This is a genomic window from Anaerostipes sp. Marseille-Q3525, from assembly GCF_018223505.1.
Taxonomy (GTDB): domain Bacteria; phylum Bacillota; class Clostridia; order Lachnospirales; family Lachnospiraceae; genus Anaerostipes; species Anaerostipes amylophilus.
The window spans coordinates 1-15270 of sequence record NZ_JAGTTT010000022.1 but is presented as its reverse complement, the minus strand read 5'-3'; the positions used below and the strand labels follow the sequence as shown (position 1 = coordinate 15270).

Genomic DNA, 15270 nt, shown 5'->3' with positions numbered 1-15270 from the left:
CCTCAATCTCTACTTTCTATCAGAAGCAGTTTGCCTTCTCGATAAGAGATAGTTCCTTCTTCTGCTTCCAGTTCATTGCTGATCCCCCATGATTCATGGAATACCAGCGTGTCATTATTCAGTGGGTATTTAAATCCCTGTAATGTGACACCTTTTGCCTCATATATCGGGATCAAAGATACATATTTACCAAACTGGTCTTTCTTTGATACTGTGCTTTTGTGATCCAGAACTCTCATACGATTATTCGCATCGATCAGCTCTGCCTTTACACCCTTGCTGTGTGCATAAAACAACTGCCCGATATTACCTAAAACATGATCCAGCCTTGTTCCTGTTCCTCCCACTAACAGAATCTCGTCTGCACCTGTTTCAATGGCTTTCTGCATTGCAAGTCCTGTATCGGTATCGTCTTTCTCACATGGTGCGATGATCTTCTCATCTGTGGAAAACTCTTCCATTACATCCTTGTTGCAGCTATCAAAATCACCCAGAATGATATCTGGTTTGATATCTAATTTTTTAGCGTAAAGCAGTCCTTTGTCTGCGGTGATCACTTTATCTGGATTCCACTTCTTAATATAATCTGCCGCAAATGTTTCTTCTACCGCTCCGCCTGTTAAAATCAATACGCGCATTACCATTTTCTCTTTTCTTTTAATTCTGTATAAATATTTACATAATTATCATATCGGATCTTTGAAATCTTTCCTTCTTCCAAAGCTTTCTTAACTCCACAGTCAGGCTCATGCGTGTGACTGCATCCCTGAAATCTACATTCATCTTCATAATCAGCAAATTCCTGAAAATAATCTTTGATCTCGTCTTCTTCAAACATATGAATAAATAAAGAACTAAATCCCGGAGTATCTAATACAAATGTATCTTTCTCGATACGGATCAATTCCGAATGCCTTGTTGTATGACGTCCTCTTTTGATCTTCTCACTGACTTCTCCTGTTTCCATCTGTGCTTCTGGCTGGAGCAGATTCATCAAAGATGATTTTCCTACTCCGGATGGTCCTGCAAGCACTGTCGTCTTTCCGTGGATCAGTTTCCTGATCTCATCAATTCCTTCTTCTTCTTTGACGCTGATGAACTTTACAATATGTCCACAGTTTTCATATACTTTTTCTAACAATGTCAGATCTTGTTCTTTTGCAAGATCCACTTTGTTGAAGCAGACGATCACAGGTACTTCCTGTTTCTCCATCATCATCAAGAATCGATCCAGCAGATTATAGTTCGGCTTTGGGTTTTTCGCTGCAAATATGATCAACGCCTGATTGACATTTGCAACTGCCGGACGGATCAATTCGTTACTTCGCTCATAGATCTTTGTAATGTTTCCTTCCTGATCTTCCTCGTCAAGAATATCAATTTCAACATTATCTCCGACTAATGGCTTCATCTTCTTGTTCCTGAAAATACCTTTTGCCTTACATTCATATAATTTATCTTCTGTCTGCACATAATAAAATCCTGCGATTCCTTTTATGATCTTTCCCTGCATGAATTATCTCCTGCTATTCTTCATCTGCTGTTGAATCCTGATCTGCTGTTGTTGCAGTCTGGCGAGGCCCAAGGCTCACATAAATTCCGACTGCTGTTCCTTCTTTTACTTTGCTTCCTGAACTTACTGTCTGTCTGATAACAAGTCCTTTTTCAACACTGTCACTATATTCTGTTAATACACTTCCAAGTACCAAATTCGAATTCTTTAGTTCACTTCTTGCTTCTGATTCTGTGAAATAACGAAGATTTGGCACTCTTACCATAGTCTCTGGTTTCTCACCTTGGCTTACAGTAATAACGACTGTAGAATTCTTTGTAACTTGATTTCCACTTCCTGGTGACTGGGAAATAACTTTTCCTTTTGCTACATCTGTACTGTATTTTGTCTTAACAGATACTTTCAGTCCTGCTGCTTCTAACTCACTTTTGGCTGACGATTCCCTCTTGCCTACAACTCCTGGCACAGAAACTTTATCTTCTGTTCTTGTACCTTTGCTTACAACTAAAGTCAGTGTTTTGCCTTCCTCTAATTCTGTATCACTTTCTGGATCCTGTCTTATAACAAGACCCTTCGCATAATCAGCAGAATATTCTTCTTCTACTTTGATCTTAAATTTGCCATCGATCTTCTCTCTTGCTGCACTTAATGACATTCCAATATAGTTGTCGACTGTATATTTTTTAGATTCCGTATCATTTGATTCTGCCGTTGTTCCAATGCTTGTTGTCGTTGTTGATTTTCCGGATTTGAACACTCCAGAACTTTTCACAACAAATACAATGATTGAAATTAATATGATTGCTCCAACAACTGCCGCAAGCACAATAACTAATTTCTCAATCTTGGAATTCATTCCGGATTCTTCCTCATCATCTTCATCAAGATACGCATTCTGTTCTTCATCTTTCAATGGTTCTTCCTGTTGTATCTTTTGATCCTTCTTTGGTGTATTGATTCTCTGTGTCAGCTCATTCTGATCGATCATAATCGTTGGCGAATCATCGATTGCCGGCACAACACCTACATAACCGCCAGATGTGTCTTCAAATACAAGTCGCAGATCAGCGATCAGATCATCTGCTGTCTGATAACGCTCTTCCGGCTTTTTCATTGTACATTTTAGAATGATCTTTTCTAAGCTGTCTGGAATTCCATCCCTGATCTGACTTGGAGGTGTGATCTCATTCTGCAAATGCATCAATGCGATCGTTACACCATTTTCATGATCAAATGGAACATGACCTGTAACCATCTCATACATTGTGATACCTAAAGAATAAATATCACTCTTCTCATCACAAAAACGTCCCTTTGCCTGTTCTGGCGAAATATAATGTACAGATCCCATAGCTGTTGCTGTGGAAGTTACTGTATTGCTGCTTGTTGCCTTTGCAATCCCAAAATCTGTAACTTTAATAATTCCAGTATCAGACACAAGGATATTCTGCGGTTTGATATCTCTGTGAATGATATGATTTTTATGTGCATGGGATATTGCGGATGCGATCTGCGTTGAAATCTCCACCGTTTCTTTTGGACTTAAATATCCTTTTTTTCTGATATATTCTTTTAATGTAATACCTTCTGCAAGTTCCATAACAATATAGTTAATGCCATCTTCCATCCCAACATCATAGATATTAACGATATTTGGATGGGATAATCTTGCTACGGCTTGTGCTTCTGTCTCAAATTTTTTTAAAAATTTCTCGTCTTCTACATATTCACTTTTTAATACCTTCACTGCAACGTTCCGGTTTAGTTTATGATCTTTCGCCATATAAACATCTGCCATTCCACCGCTTCCAACGCGCTTGAGCACCTCATAACGGCCTGACAGCATCGTACCAAGTTCTAACATCTATCCTTCACCTCATCTCTTTAAATCCACGATCACCAACGAAATATTATCTTTTCCTCCGTACTCATTGGCACGAGCGATCATCTTGTTTATCTTATTGGCAATCTGATCGTGATCTAAAAGAAGTTCTTTTAACTCATCGTTTGATATCATATTGGAAAGTCCATCACTGCAAAGCAGCAGGTATCCTTCTTCTGCTTCAAATTCAAAAAAATCCGGCGTTGCTACCTGTGAACCAAGAGCTCTTGTGATCACATTCTTCTTCGGATGAATCCTTCCCTGTTCTCTATCTAACATTCCAGCATTGATCAATTCTTCTACATAAGAATGATCTACCGTAATCTGTTTTAATTCCTTATTTCCATAATATAATCTGCTATCACCAATATTCATAACAGTAACTTTATGATCAGAAACCGTTGCGGCAACAAAAGTCGTACCCATTCCTGCGTACTTTTCATTCTCCTTGCTTTCTGCAATGATTTCCTGATTCACTGTGGCAATACAAGTCTTCATAAGCTCAATCGGGTCTGTCTGTTCTGATTCTTCGATCAATTCTACAAATCTTTCCACTGCAAAAGAAGAGGCCTTCCCTCCTGCGCGGTGTCCTCCCATACCATCTGCCACAATATAAAGATTTTTTAAGTTCCCTACAGGCTGGTCATGAAAGAAAATCTTATCCTGATTCTCTGTCCTTACCTTGCCTATATGTGAAGCTCCTACGGATCGCATATCGTTCTCCTTTACAATCTTGACTGCAGTTTTTTTCTTCTAAGCTGTCCACAGGCGGCATTGATATCTGCGCCCATTTCTCTTCTTATGGTAACATTTACACGATTTTTTTCAAGTATCTTTTTAAATTCCATTACTGACTGAGGCATGGACTGCTTGAAATCTCGCTCTTTGATCGGATTGACTGGAATCAGATTTACATGACATGGAAAACCTTTTAATCTTGACGCCAGTTCCTGTGCATGTACCGGCTGATCATTCACACCGGCTACCAGACTATACTCAAATGTCATTCTTCGATTTGTTTCTTTAAAATAGTAATGGCATGCATCTAACAACTCATTGATCGAATATCTCATAGCAATTGGCATAAGTCCTCGTCTCATTTCATCATTTGGAGAATGAAGAGAGATTGCTAATGTGATCTGCAAATGTTTTTCAGCTAATTCTTTGATCTTTGGAACAATTCCACATGTTGAGATCGTGATATTTCTCTGACTGATATTTAATCCATTCTCAGATGTGATCAATTCTAAAAACCTTAACACATTGTCGTAATTATCCATCGGTTCCCCTGTTCCCATCATCACAACATTGGAAACTCTTTCTCCTGTATCTCTCTGGATATAATAAATCTGGGAAAGCATCTCGGATGGTGTCAGGTTTCGGTCTAATCCACCAAGTGTGGATGCACAGAATTTACATCCCATTCTGCAACCTGCCTGAGATGAAATACAGACAGAATTTCCATGCTTGTATTTCATCAATACACTTTCAATGATATTCCCATCATATAATTCAAACAGATATTTTCTGGTTCCATCAATCTTTGATATAAAACAATCGACTGGTTTGACTCCATAAACATCCTGTGTCTGCTCTATTTTTTCTTTTAATTTCTTTGGTATATTATTCATCTCATCAAGAGATAGTGCAAGATGTTTATGAAACCATTCGTATACCTGTTTGGCACGAAATTTCTTCTCTCCGATCGATTCCATATATTCCTGCATCTCAATAAGAGTCATTGATTTTAAATCCATAAAATTATTTTCTCCTTAATTTTGCTATGAAGAATCCATCACATGGATGAACTCCCGGAAGCAGCTGGATATATCCATCTTTTGCAGTTTCAATCTTTAGATTCTTTGGCAATTCTTCTGTGATATCCACAGCTTCGTAATCAAAATTATTAATTATCCACTGCATATTCTTTTCATTCTCTTCTGGATTGATCGTACATGTGCTGTAGATCAAAGTTCCTCCATGTTTTACATACTGTACTGCATTTGTAAGAATTTCTCTTTGAAGTTTTACAAGATCTTTCATTCCATCTTCAGAAATATGGTATTTGATATCATTTTTCTTACCCATGATCCCAAGACCAGAACATGGAACATCTGCGATCACTACATCTGCTGCTTCGATATGTTCTTCGTCCAAAATTGTCGCATCGAATACTTCTGCTTCCATATTGGTAAATCCCATGCGCTCAATGTTATCTTCGATCAGATCTGTCTTATATTCTGTCAGATCTCTTGATAATACCTGCCCACTGCCTTTCATCTGATCAGCTGTATACAAGGATTTTCCTCCTGGTGCACTGCAAAGATCCATTACAAACTGTCCTTCTTTTGCTCCAGCTAACTTTGCACATAACATGGAACTTTCATCCTGCACATAGCATTTTCCTTCACGGAATGCTCTCAGTCGGTATAAGAAATCATAATCTGAAATCTTCACTGCATTTTCAATCAGTTCTCCGTCTTCTACTGTGACATTCTCTTCTTCTAATTCCTTACGGATCACATCTTTGCCGCCTTTGCTCATAAGGCAGCACAGTGTTGTCTTTTTGTCTTCTAAGTAAGATTCTATGATCTTCTCCACTGTCTCATCGTCGTATGTTTTCATAAAGAATTTTATGATCCATTCTGGAATTGAATAGGTCACAGACAAATATGTTACAAGATTCTTGTCCTTCTTTGGATAACTGATCGTTTCTTTTTTTCTTGAAATATTGCGGAGTACTCCATTTACAAAGCCTGATAATCTTGAAAATCCTCGCTTCTTTGCTAATTTTACTGCCTCATTACATGCTGCTGAATCTGGTACCTGATCCATGTAAAGGATCTGGTAGATTCCCATGCGAAGCAATGCTCTGATTAAAGGTTTGCATTTTCTGATCTTTGTTTTTGAAAACTGATCAGCCACATAATCGATCGTAATCTGACGTTCTAGTGTTCCTTCCACCAATCTTGTAAAAAAGGCTCTGTCTCTTTTTTCTGAAAACTGGTATTTTTCTAAAACATTGCTGATCGCTATATGGGATAATTCTTCCTTTTTATCAACTTTAATAAGCACATCCAATGCACATTCTCTTGGATTCTCCATCAATTACTCTCCTAATTTCATACCTGCTTCTACCTGATATCCAAGTAAAAATGCCTGTACCTGCATACGTTTCTTTCCTGCCAGCTGAATCTCATGAAGTGCAAGATCGTTGCTTCCTGTCGCCACGATGATCTCTTTCTTTGTCACTTCGACGATCGTTCCTGGTTCTTCTTTGCTTTCTCTGTCTAACACATCTGCTTCCCAGACTTTCATTGTCTTTCCATCAAGAGATGTATAGGAACTTGGCCATGGATTCATTCCACGAATAAGACATTCGATCTCTTTTGCATCTTTTGTAAAATCGATCTGTCCCATATCTTTGCTTAACATCTTAGCATAACAGCTTTCTTCGTCATTTTGTTTCTTTCTGACCGCAGTACCATCTTCTAATTTCTTTAATGTCTCCAATAATAAGTCTGCCCCTAATACCATGAGTTTATCATGCAGAGAACCTGCTGTTTCCTTCTCGTCTAACACAACTTCTGCTTTGTCGATCATGTCTCCAGTATCAAGACCTTTTTCCATATACATCGTTGTGATTCCTGTCTTTTCTTCTCCATCAAGGACTGCCCACTGAATTGGTGCTGCTCCTCTGTATTTTGGAAGAAGTGATCCATGCACATTGATACATCCGTATTTTGGAATATTTAAGATGCTTTCTGGCAAAATCTGCCCATAAGCTACGACTACGATCACATCTGGATTGATCTTCTTTAATTCTTCGATAAATTCTTCATCTCTGGCTCTCTGTGGCTGATAAACCGGGATGTCGTATTCAACTGCTTTTTCTTTCACTGGAGGAAACTGCATTTTCTTTCCGCGTCCTCTTTGTTTATCCGGCTGTGTCACAACGGCAAGCACTTCATGGTGATCGATCAGTGCCTGCAAGGTTGGTACTGCAAACTCCGGAGTTCCCATAAATACTGCTCTCATCTTATTCTACCTCTTCCATTGTGATGTCTCTTGCTGGTTCTTCTGCTACATCTGGGTATAAAATTCCATCTAAATGATCTGTTTCATGACAGATTGCTCTTGCAAATAAACCAAATCCTTCGACTGTGATCGGGTTCATATCTTCGTCAAATGCTTCACAGATAACGTGGTCTGGACGTTTTACAACGGCTACTTTTCCTGGAAGACTTAAACATCCTTCTTCTCCAACCTGTTCTCCTTCTTTTAATGTGATCACTGGATTTACAAGTGTTACACATTCTCCTTCTTCTCCTGTGTCGATCACTACGATTCTCTTTAAGATTCCAACCTGCGGTGCCGCAAGTCCAACTCCCATTGCCTCATACATTGTGTCATACATATCCTCTACTAATGTATGCATTCTTGGTGTCATTTCCTTTACTTCTTTGGATGTCTTTCTTAAAATGTCATCTCCTAATACTCGAATCTGTCGAATTGCCATAATTTTCTCCTTTTCTTCTTGTTAACAACTATATGTCTTAATACCTATTTCTTGGTTAATAACTGTTCATCGGGTTAAAATCAAAATTAACCAGTAATTTCTTTCTGATATTGTTCAAGTCAATCCACTGCTCCAGACGATTCTTTGCCTTTACCAGTATCTCGTAATCTTTATTCTTAATATAAATAACCTTGCGGTATTGATCATTGATCTTGCCAAATCCTGCCTCACTCGGTCCGATCACCATAAGATCCATATGCTTTGCAACTTCTGCCATCGCATCCATTACTTTATCAAGCCATGCCTTATCTTCTCCTGATGCAAATACAACTAACATCTGCCATACCGGAGGGTATTTCATCATCGTACGATATGCGATCTCTTCATTATAAAATGCATGATAGTCCTGTCTGGCTGCCGTCTGAATGCTGTAATGATCTGGTGAATACGTCTGGATCACAACTTCGCCCGGCTTGCTTCCTCTTCCTGCTCTTCCTGCTGCCTGCGTAAGAAGCTGAAAGGTTCTCTCCCCGGCTCTGTAATCATTTGCATGCAGTGAAAGATCTGCTGCCAGAACTCCAACTAATGTTACATTTGCAAAATCATGCCCTTTCACGATCATCTGTGTTCCAACTAAGATATCTGCCTCACCATCGGAAAATGCTGATAGTATCTTTTCATGACTGTTTTTTCTCTTCGTTGTATCCATGTCCATTCGAAGAACTCTTGCCTGTGGAAATTCTTTATAAAGTGCTGCTTCTACTTTCTGAGTACCAAGACCAAATGTTCCAATGTACGGACTTCCACATTCTGGGCAGACTTTCAGCATCGGCTGTTCATACCCACAATAATGACACCGAAGTCTGCCATCTCTGTGATACGTCATCGAAATATCACAATGTGGGCACTCCATCACATGGCCACAGCTTCTGCATGAAACAAATCCTGCATATCCTCTGCGGTTTAAAAACAACATGATCTGCTCACCTTTATCCAGACGGTCTTGTATAAGATCTCGTAATCTTCTACTAAACATGCTGCGGTTTCCAGCCTTTAGTTCTTCCCTTAGATCTTCTATATAAACCTTTGGAAGAACTGCTTCTTTAGCACGTTTAGTAAGTTCCCATAAACGGTAAGTTCCATCCTGTGCATGTTTATAACTGTCCATAGATGGTGTTGCTGAACCAAGGATCACAGATGCACCTTCCATCTGTGCTTTCTTGATCGCTACTTCTCTTGCGTGATATTTCGGCGTCTGCTCACTCTTGTAACTTCCTTCATGTTCTTCATCGATCACGATCAATCCCAAATTCGGAAATGGCACAAACAATGCTGATCTTGGTCCAATAATCACATCAATATCCCCACGTTTTGCACGCAGCCATTGATCGTATTTCTCTCCCTTTGATAACCTCGAATTCAAGATTGACACGCGGTCACCAAAACGCTTTGTAAATCTTGTTACTGTCTGATACGTCAATGCGATCTCGGGGATTAAGACAATTGCCTGTTTTCCTTTCTTGATCACTTCTTCAATCGCTGCAAGATATACTTCTGTCTTTCCACTTCCTGTAATTCCATGTAAAAGATATGTTTTGTAATTCTTCTTCAAAAAATCTTCTCTGAATTCATCGATCAATTCCTGCTGCTGTTCATTTAATGTAATCTCTGTCTGGGAGTATGCTGCATTGAATTGTCCCGGACTTCGATAATAATATTCTGTCACAACATGGAGAATTCCTTCTTTCTCCATGCTGTCCACTGTACTTTTGGAAATCTTTAAGTCTTTTGATGCCATCTCCCATGAAATCTTATGATGATCTAGCAATGCTGCCAAAAGTCTTGCTTTCGCCACATAATGCTTACTAAAATACTCCTCAAGCATCGCAGGTCCATGTACTGCATCCATGGTCAGTTCAATATATTTTCTTGCTTTTCTTGCAACTTTCTCTTGTACTGGAAGAACTGTTTTTAGTGCCTGAATCATTGTTGATCCATAATTCTCCCGAATCCACGCTGCAAGCTCTATCATCTTCGCTTCCACGCCAACATGGTCTGTCTCGATTCTTATGATCTCCTTGACTTTACTCTCATCGTAGTTTACAGTTCTTGAAAGATTGACCACATATCCTGTCTGCTCCTTATTAGAACGTCCAAATGGGACAACGACCTGCTGCCCCACTCGAATATCCTGAATCAAGGAAAAAGGCACTTTGTAGGCAAATACCTTATCCAGTGCCTCATGAGAAATATTAATGATAATATCCGCATATAACTTTTCCATAGACTATTTGATAACGTGACCTTTCTCTCTTAAGACTTTCACCACTTTATCTACTTTCTCTCTGCAGATCTCATGGCTTCTTGCCTCAACCATAACTCGTACTAGTGGTTCTGTTCCACTTTCACGTACTAAGATTCTTCCCTCATCTCCAAGTTCTGTTTCCACTTCTTTGACTGCCTTCTGCACATCTTCATCTGCCTGTGCTGCTGCTTTATCTGTCACACGGACATTTTCAAGAATCTGTGGGAAGATCTGTACTGGTTCTGCTAACTGTGCAAGTGTCTGTTTCTGTTCGATCATTGCTTCCATGATCTTAATAGATGTTAAGATACCATCTCCTGTTGTTGCGAACTTACTGAAAATGATATGTCCAGACTGTTCTCCACCTAATGCATGTCCGTTCTTGACCATATTTTCATTGACATATTTATCACCAACAGCTGTCTTCTCATAAGAGATTCCTGCTGCATCAAATGCTTTATATAATCCTAGGTTAGACATCACTGTTGTTACAACTGTATTGTTATTTAATTCTCCATGTTTCTTCATGTATTGTCCGCATACATAAAGGATCAGGTCTCCATCAACAACCTTACCATTCTCATCAACAGCGATACAACGGTCAGCGTCTCCGTCATATGCAAACCCTACGTCTAAATGATTCTCTTTGACATATCCCTGTAAGATTTCGATATGTGTAGAACCACAGTTTGTATTGATGTTTGTTCCATCTGGTTCGTTATTGATCACATGTGTTTCTGCTCCAAGTGCTTTAAATACATTCTCAGCGATTGCGAAAGAACTTCCGTTAGAACAATCTAATCCGACTTTCACACCTTTAAATGATCTTGTTGCAGTTGAGATCAGATATCCGATGTAGTGGTTTCTTCCTGCTGCATAGTCTTTTGCACGACCGATTTCTTTCTTGGTTGCAAATGGAAGTTCTTCGATCTCTCCATCAATGTATGCCTCGATCTTCGCTTCGACTTCTGCTTCCATCTTATGTCCTTTGGCATTGATCAGTTTGATCCCATTGTCATAGTATGGATTGTGGCTTGCTGAGATCATGATACCACAGTCAAATTGTTCTGTTCTTACGACATAAGCAACACTTGGTGTTGTTGTTACATAAAGCATATAAGCATCAGCACCAGATGCAGTCAGTCCTGCAACTAGTGCATTCTCGAACATATAACTGCTTCGTCTTGTATCTTTACCAATGACGATCTTTGCTCTGCTGCTTGACTTCTGATTAAAATACCATCCGATGTAACGTCCTACTTTATATGCATGTTCTACAGTTAAATTTATATTTGCTTCTCCACGGAACCCGTCTGTTCCAAAATATTTTCCCATCTTACAAACTCCTTAAATAATTCCTGATTATTTTTTTGCTAATCTATAGTATAACATGATTCACAGTTCCTATCAAATATAGAATCTATGAACTTTTTCTTAAATAATATAAAAGAGAACTCAGATCAATTCTATCTAAGTCCTCTTATGAAATCTTTATTCGTCTATTTCTTTTTGAAGTCCTGGAAGTTCTTCTCTTGTCGCAATTCCTGACTCCAATGCATTCTCACGCATAACTTTATAAAATTCTGCCCATGTCACATTTATGTATGGACCCACATAAAAGATTTGAACAATTCCAAGTGTGATAAAAGATAAAAACTCCCATCCGATAAAAGAAAGATCTAACACAAATGCGTCCCCTTTCTGTCCATCCATCATCTGTTTACTTAATTCAAAAGCCCTTTTCCTTGAAATCTGTGGATTTTCTGCAAGAATATACGGAATCATTTTATATTCATAACTTTTTACAATTCCTGGTATGATCAAGCATAGCATCCATAATAATGTATACAAATCTCTCAAAAAAATCGTTACAACATTCCTTAAGTAAGCCCCATTACGAAATCCATCAATAATCCATGCAATCCTTGTTTTATGTTCACTGTTTTCTTCATAGAAACGGCATCCGCCAACTTCAAATAAATTACCAACAAAAATCCGAAACAACAATCCAGCACTAATAACTATCATTATCAGGATCAATAGAAATGATGCATACATTCCTGCGTATACTGGTCCTATTAATTTTTTATAAATCATATCACCGGTAACCCCAAAAAGTGAAAACAACATTTGCATCAAAGTTGCAGATGCATCACCATTTCCAGCTACTGCATTACTTCCATCTTGTAAAGAACCATTTCCAGCTGTATTGCTAAATCCTCCTGTCAATGCTGTAACTACAAGTGTTGCCAGCACAACGATCCAGTAATTGCGATGCAATGCCGCCTTTCCTCGTTCCTTTAATTCACCTCGTGTCCACATAATCAATCACCTGTCCCTTTCCTAAATTGTTTTGATCATAAAACTAAATTTATCATAACATAAAAACAGCACATCTGCTATAAAAACAAATGTGCTGTTTCTTCATTTTATTTATTAAGAGAATTTATTATTTTACAAATTCTTTTACCTTGGCAGCGATACTGTCACCATCTAATCCGAATTCTTTGATCAGTTCTACTGCTGGTCCTGAATGTCCAAAGACATCATTAACACCAATCTTTAATACAGGTGTTGGAAGCTGTTCAGATAATACATCACATACAGCACTTCCTAATCCACCGATCACTGAATGTTCTTCAACTGTAACGACTTTTCCTGTTTCTTTTGCTGCTTTTAATACAAGCTCTGTATCTAATGGTTTTACTGTAGCCATATTGATCACCTGAGCGTTGATTCCTTCTGCCTCTAATTTTTTAGCTGCTTCTAAGGATTCAGCAACACAAAGTCCGTTTGCGATGATCGCTACGTCTGTTCCTTCTTTTAAAACGTTACCTTTACCAATCTCGAATTTGTAATCTTCATCGTTGATCACAGGTACTGCCAGACGGCCAAATCTCATATAGACTGGTCCTTCCATAGCTGCTGCTGCTTTGACTGCTGCTTTTGCTTCAATATCATCAGATGGAACGATAACTGTCATTCCAGGGATTGTACGCATTAGAGCGATATCTTCACAGCACTGATGTGTTGCACCGTCTTCACCTACGGAAATACCACCATGAGTCGCTCCAATCTTAACGTTTAAGTGTGGATATCCAACAGAGTTTCTTACCTGTTCAAATGCACGTCCAGCTGCAAACATAGCAAAACTACTTGCAAATGGAGTCATTCCTGCTGCTGCAAGTCCTGCAGCAATACCGATCATATTGCACTCTGCGATACCACAGTCAATATGTCTTTCTGGAAAAGCTTTTTTAAACATTCCTGTTTTAGTTGCAGCGGCTAAGTCAGCATCTAAAACTACAACATTAGGGTTTTCCTGTCCTAATTCAACTAAAGCATTACCATAGCTTTCTCTTGTCGCAATCTTCTTTACTTCTGCCATCTTACTCGCCCACCTTTTCTAATTCTTCCAGTGCCTGTTTACATTGTTCATCATTTGGTGCAGAACCATGCCATGATACCTGGTTCTCCATGAAAGATACACCTTTACCTTTGATCGTCTTCATAATGATCGCTGTTGGTTTTCCTTTGCATTCTTTTGCCTGTTTGAATGCATCTGCGATCTGATCAAAGTCGTGACCATCAATTTCAACCACATTAAAGTTAAATGCTTCAAATTTAGCTCCGATTGGATATGGAGAGTTTACTTCATCGATTGGTCCGTCAATCTGTAATCCGTTGTTATCAACAATCACTACTAAATTATCAAGTTTTCTTGATCCTGCAAACATTGCAGCTTCCCATACCTGACCTTCCTGGATCTCACCATCTCCAAGAAGTGTATATGTACGATAATCTTTATTCTGAAGTTTTGCAGCAAGTGCCATACCAACTGCAGCAGAGATTCCCTGTCCTAAAGATCCACTGGACATATCTACTCCAGGGATTTTCTTCATATCAGGATGTCCCTGTAAATAAGATCCGACATGTCTTAATGTTAACAGGTCTTCTTTAGGGAAGAATCCTCTTTCTGCTAATGTTGAATAATATCCAGGAGCTACATGTCCTTTGGATAATACGAAACGATCTCTGTTTTCATCTTTTGGATTCTTAGGATCAACGTTTAACTCAACAAAATACAGATATGTAAATAAGTCGGCTGCTGATAAAGATCCGCCTGGATGTCCAGATTTGGCAGCATGTGTTGACTTAATGATGCCTTTGCGAACCTCATTTGCTGTTTTCTTTAATTCTGCGGTTGTCATTGTATCTACCACCCTTTCTTATTCTCCGAATACTGCTTTATAATCTGCCTGGAATTTTTCGATTCCCTGATCTGTTAATGGGTGTTTCATCATCTGTTCGAATACATTATATGGTACTGTGGCAATGTCAGCTCCCATCTTAGCACATTCCATTACGTGGATTGGGTTACGTATACTTGCGCAGATGATCTGTGTATCGATATCTCCTGCTGCATCAAAGATTTCTCTGATATCTGCAATCAAGTCTAATCCGTTCTGAGAAATGTCATCTAATCTTCCTAAGAATGGAGATACATATGTTGCTCCAGCTCTTGCAGCTAATAATGCTTGGTTTGGATTGAAGATTAATGTAAGGTTTGTTTTGATTCCTTCAGAAGATAATACTTTTGTAGCTTTTAATCCTTCGATTGTTGTAGGAATTTTTACAACCATGTTTGGATGGATCTTAGCGATTTCTCTTGCTTCTTTGATCATTCCTTCTGCATCAGTTGTTGTAGCTTTTACTTCTCCACTGATCGCTCCATCTACAATAGTTGTGATCTCTTTGATAACATCATCGAACTGTCTTCCTGATTTTGCGATTAATGATGGGTTTGTTGTTACTCCACAGATAACTCCCATATCATTTGCTTTACGAATCTGATCTACATCTGCTGTGTCCACGAAAAATCTCATAACTTACTTCCTCCTAAAAACATTGTTTATTGTTGTTTGTTTTTGTTCGTTGTTTTGTTTCTGGCTTTATTTAACCATGGACAATGATGGTTGTCAAATCGCAAAACAAGGCATTTTTAAGCATTATGCGATGAATTTATTAATATTTTTCAACTTTATTAATAG

At 38.7% G+C, this 15270-nt stretch carries 14 protein-coding genes; all 14 read right to left on the bottom strand.

Annotated features, from left to right (window positions below; translation table 11 throughout):
• Window positions 1-2 precede the first annotated feature (2 nt).
• The 14 genes from KE503_RS10350 to fsa all read right to left on the bottom strand — a co-directional run bounded on the left by KE503_RS10350 (window position 3) and on the right by fsa (window position 15105).
• Entirely contained in the window at window positions 3-638 is a 636-nt protein-coding gene (locus KE503_RS10350) for a thiamine diphosphokinase (protein WP_022374252.1), read from the bottom strand.
• Window positions 638-1513, bottom strand: a complete 876-nt coding sequence (rsgA, locus tag KE503_RS10345; RefSeq protein WP_022374251.1) for a ribosome small subunit-dependent GTPase A — start codon at window positions 1511-1513, stop codon at window positions 638-640. The genes KE503_RS10350 and rsgA overlap by 1 nt, the downstream gene beginning before the upstream one ends.
• Before the next feature lie 13 nt (window positions 1514-1526).
• Window positions 1527-3377, bottom strand: a complete 1851-nt coding sequence (gene pknB / locus KE503_RS10340) for a Stk1 family PASTA domain-containing Ser/Thr kinase (protein ID WP_212385150.1) — start codon at window positions 3375-3377, stop codon at window positions 1527-1529.
• A gap of 12 nt (window positions 3378-3389) precedes the next feature.
• Window positions 3390-4109 (bottom strand): Stp1/IreP family PP2C-type Ser/Thr phosphatase, encoded by a 720-nt coding sequence (locus KE503_RS10335; RefSeq protein WP_022374249.1) that lies wholly within the window; start codon window positions 4107-4109, stop codon window positions 3390-3392.
• Window positions 4110-4120: 11 nt separating this feature from the next.
• Window positions 4121-5152 (bottom strand): 23S rRNA (adenine(2503)-C(2))-methyltransferase RlmN, encoded by a 1032-nt coding sequence (rlmN, locus tag KE503_RS10330; RefSeq protein WP_022374248.1) that lies wholly within the window; start codon window positions 5150-5152, stop codon window positions 4121-4123.
• 4 nt (window positions 5153-5156) lie between these two features.
• Window positions 5157-6500: a 16S rRNA (cytosine(967)-C(5))-methyltransferase RsmB gene (gene rsmB / locus KE503_RS10325; RefSeq protein WP_055196519.1), complete on the bottom strand. Its 1344-nt coding sequence runs from the start codon at window positions 6498-6500 to the stop codon at window positions 5157-5159.
• 3 nt (window positions 6501-6503) lie between these two features.
• Entirely contained in the window at window positions 6504-7433 is a 930-nt protein-coding gene (gene fmt, locus KE503_RS10320) for a methionyl-tRNA formyltransferase (protein ID WP_212385149.1), read from the bottom strand.
• Window position 7434: 1 nt separating this feature from the next.
• Window positions 7435-7914 (bottom strand): peptide deformylase, encoded by a 480-nt coding sequence (def, locus tag KE503_RS10315; RefSeq protein ID WP_022374245.1) that lies wholly within the window; start codon window positions 7912-7914, stop codon window positions 7435-7437.
• A gap of 55 nt (window positions 7915-7969) precedes the next feature.
• Window positions 7970-10198, bottom strand: a complete 2229-nt coding sequence (gene priA / locus KE503_RS10310; protein ID WP_055196517.1) for a replication restart helicase PriA — start codon at window positions 10196-10198, stop codon at window positions 7970-7972.
• 3 nt (window positions 10199-10201) lie between these two features.
• Window positions 10202-11554, bottom strand: coding sequence for a phosphoglucosamine mutase (gene glmM / locus KE503_RS10305; protein WP_055196516.1), 1353 nt, complete (start codon window positions 11552-11554; stop codon window positions 10202-10204).
• A gap of 156 nt (window positions 11555-11710) precedes the next feature.
• Window positions 11711-12541: a DUF975 family protein gene (locus tag KE503_RS10300; protein WP_022374242.1), complete on the bottom strand. Its 831-nt coding sequence runs from the start codon at window positions 12539-12541 to the stop codon at window positions 11711-11713.
• 127 nt (window positions 12542-12668) lie between these two features.
• The gene (locus tag KE503_RS10295; RefSeq protein ID WP_055196514.1) at window positions 12669-13607 is read right to left on the bottom strand and encodes a transketolase family protein; all 939 of its coding nucleotides are present in this window, start codon (window positions 13605-13607) and stop codon (window positions 12669-12671) included.
• A 1-nt stretch (window position 13608) separates the two neighbouring features.
• A complete protein-coding gene (locus tag KE503_RS10290; RefSeq protein WP_055196716.1) occupies window positions 13609-14430 on the bottom strand; it encodes a transketolase in 822 nt (273 codons plus the stop codon).
• 18 nt (window positions 14431-14448) lie between these two features.
• Complete coding sequence (fsa, locus tag KE503_RS10285) at window positions 14449-15105, bottom strand: fructose-6-phosphate aldolase (protein WP_055196513.1); 657 nt, start codon at window positions 15103-15105, stop codon at window positions 14449-14451.
• Window positions 15106-15270: the final 165 nt, after the last annotated feature.

What these genes read in the sequence shown, in the direction of transcription:
- KE503_RS10350 (WP_022374252.1), bottom strand. Translation starts at nt 638, where the DNA reads ATGCGCGTATTGATTTTAACAGGCGGAGCGGTAGAAGAAACATTTGCG.
- rsgA (WP_022374251.1), bottom strand. Translation starts at nt 1,513, where the DNA reads ATGCAGGGAAAGATCATAAAAGGAATCGCAGGATTTTATTATGTGCAG.
- pknB (WP_212385150.1), bottom strand. Translation starts at nt 3,377, where the DNA reads ATGTTAGAACTTGGTACGATGCTGTCAGGCCGTTATGAGGTGCTCAAG.
- KE503_RS10335 (WP_022374249.1), bottom strand. Translation starts at nt 4,109, where the DNA reads ATGCGATCCGTAGGAGCTTCACATATAGGCAAGGTAAGGACAGAGAAT.
- rlmN (WP_022374248.1), bottom strand. Translation starts at nt 5,152, where the DNA reads ATGGATTTAAAATCAATGACTCTTATTGAGATGCAGGAATATATGGAA.
- rsmB (WP_055196519.1), bottom strand. Translation starts at nt 6,500, where the DNA reads ATGGAGAATCCAAGAGAATGTGCATTGGATGTGCTTATTAAAGTTGAT.
- fmt (WP_212385149.1), bottom strand. Translation starts at nt 7,433, where the DNA reads ATGAGAGCAGTATTTATGGGAACTCCGGAGTTTGCAGTACCAACCTTG.
- def (WP_022374245.1), bottom strand. Translation starts at nt 7,914, where the DNA reads ATGGCAATTCGACAGATTCGAGTATTAGGAGATGACATTTTAAGAAAG.
- priA (WP_055196517.1), bottom strand. Translation starts at nt 10,198, where the DNA reads ATGGAAAAGTTATATGCGGATATTATCATTAATATTTCTCATGAGGCA.
- glmM (WP_055196516.1), bottom strand. Translation starts at nt 11,554, where the DNA reads ATGGGAAAATATTTTGGAACAGACGGGTTCCGTGGAGAAGCAAATATA.
- KE503_RS10300 (WP_022374242.1), bottom strand. Translation starts at nt 12,541, where the DNA reads ATGTGGACACGAGGTGAATTAAAGGAACGAGGAAAGGCGGCATTGCAT.
- KE503_RS10295 (WP_055196514.1), bottom strand. Translation starts at nt 13,607, where the DNA reads ATGGCAGAAGTAAAGAAGATTGCGACAAGAGAAAGCTATGGTAATGCT.
- KE503_RS10290 (WP_055196716.1), bottom strand. Translation starts at nt 14,430, where the DNA reads ATGACAACCGCAGAATTAAAGAAAACAGCAAATGAGGTTCGCAAAGGC.
- fsa (WP_055196513.1), bottom strand. Translation starts at nt 15,105, where the DNA reads ATGAGATTTTTCGTGGACACAGCAGATGTAGATCAGATTCGTAAAGCA.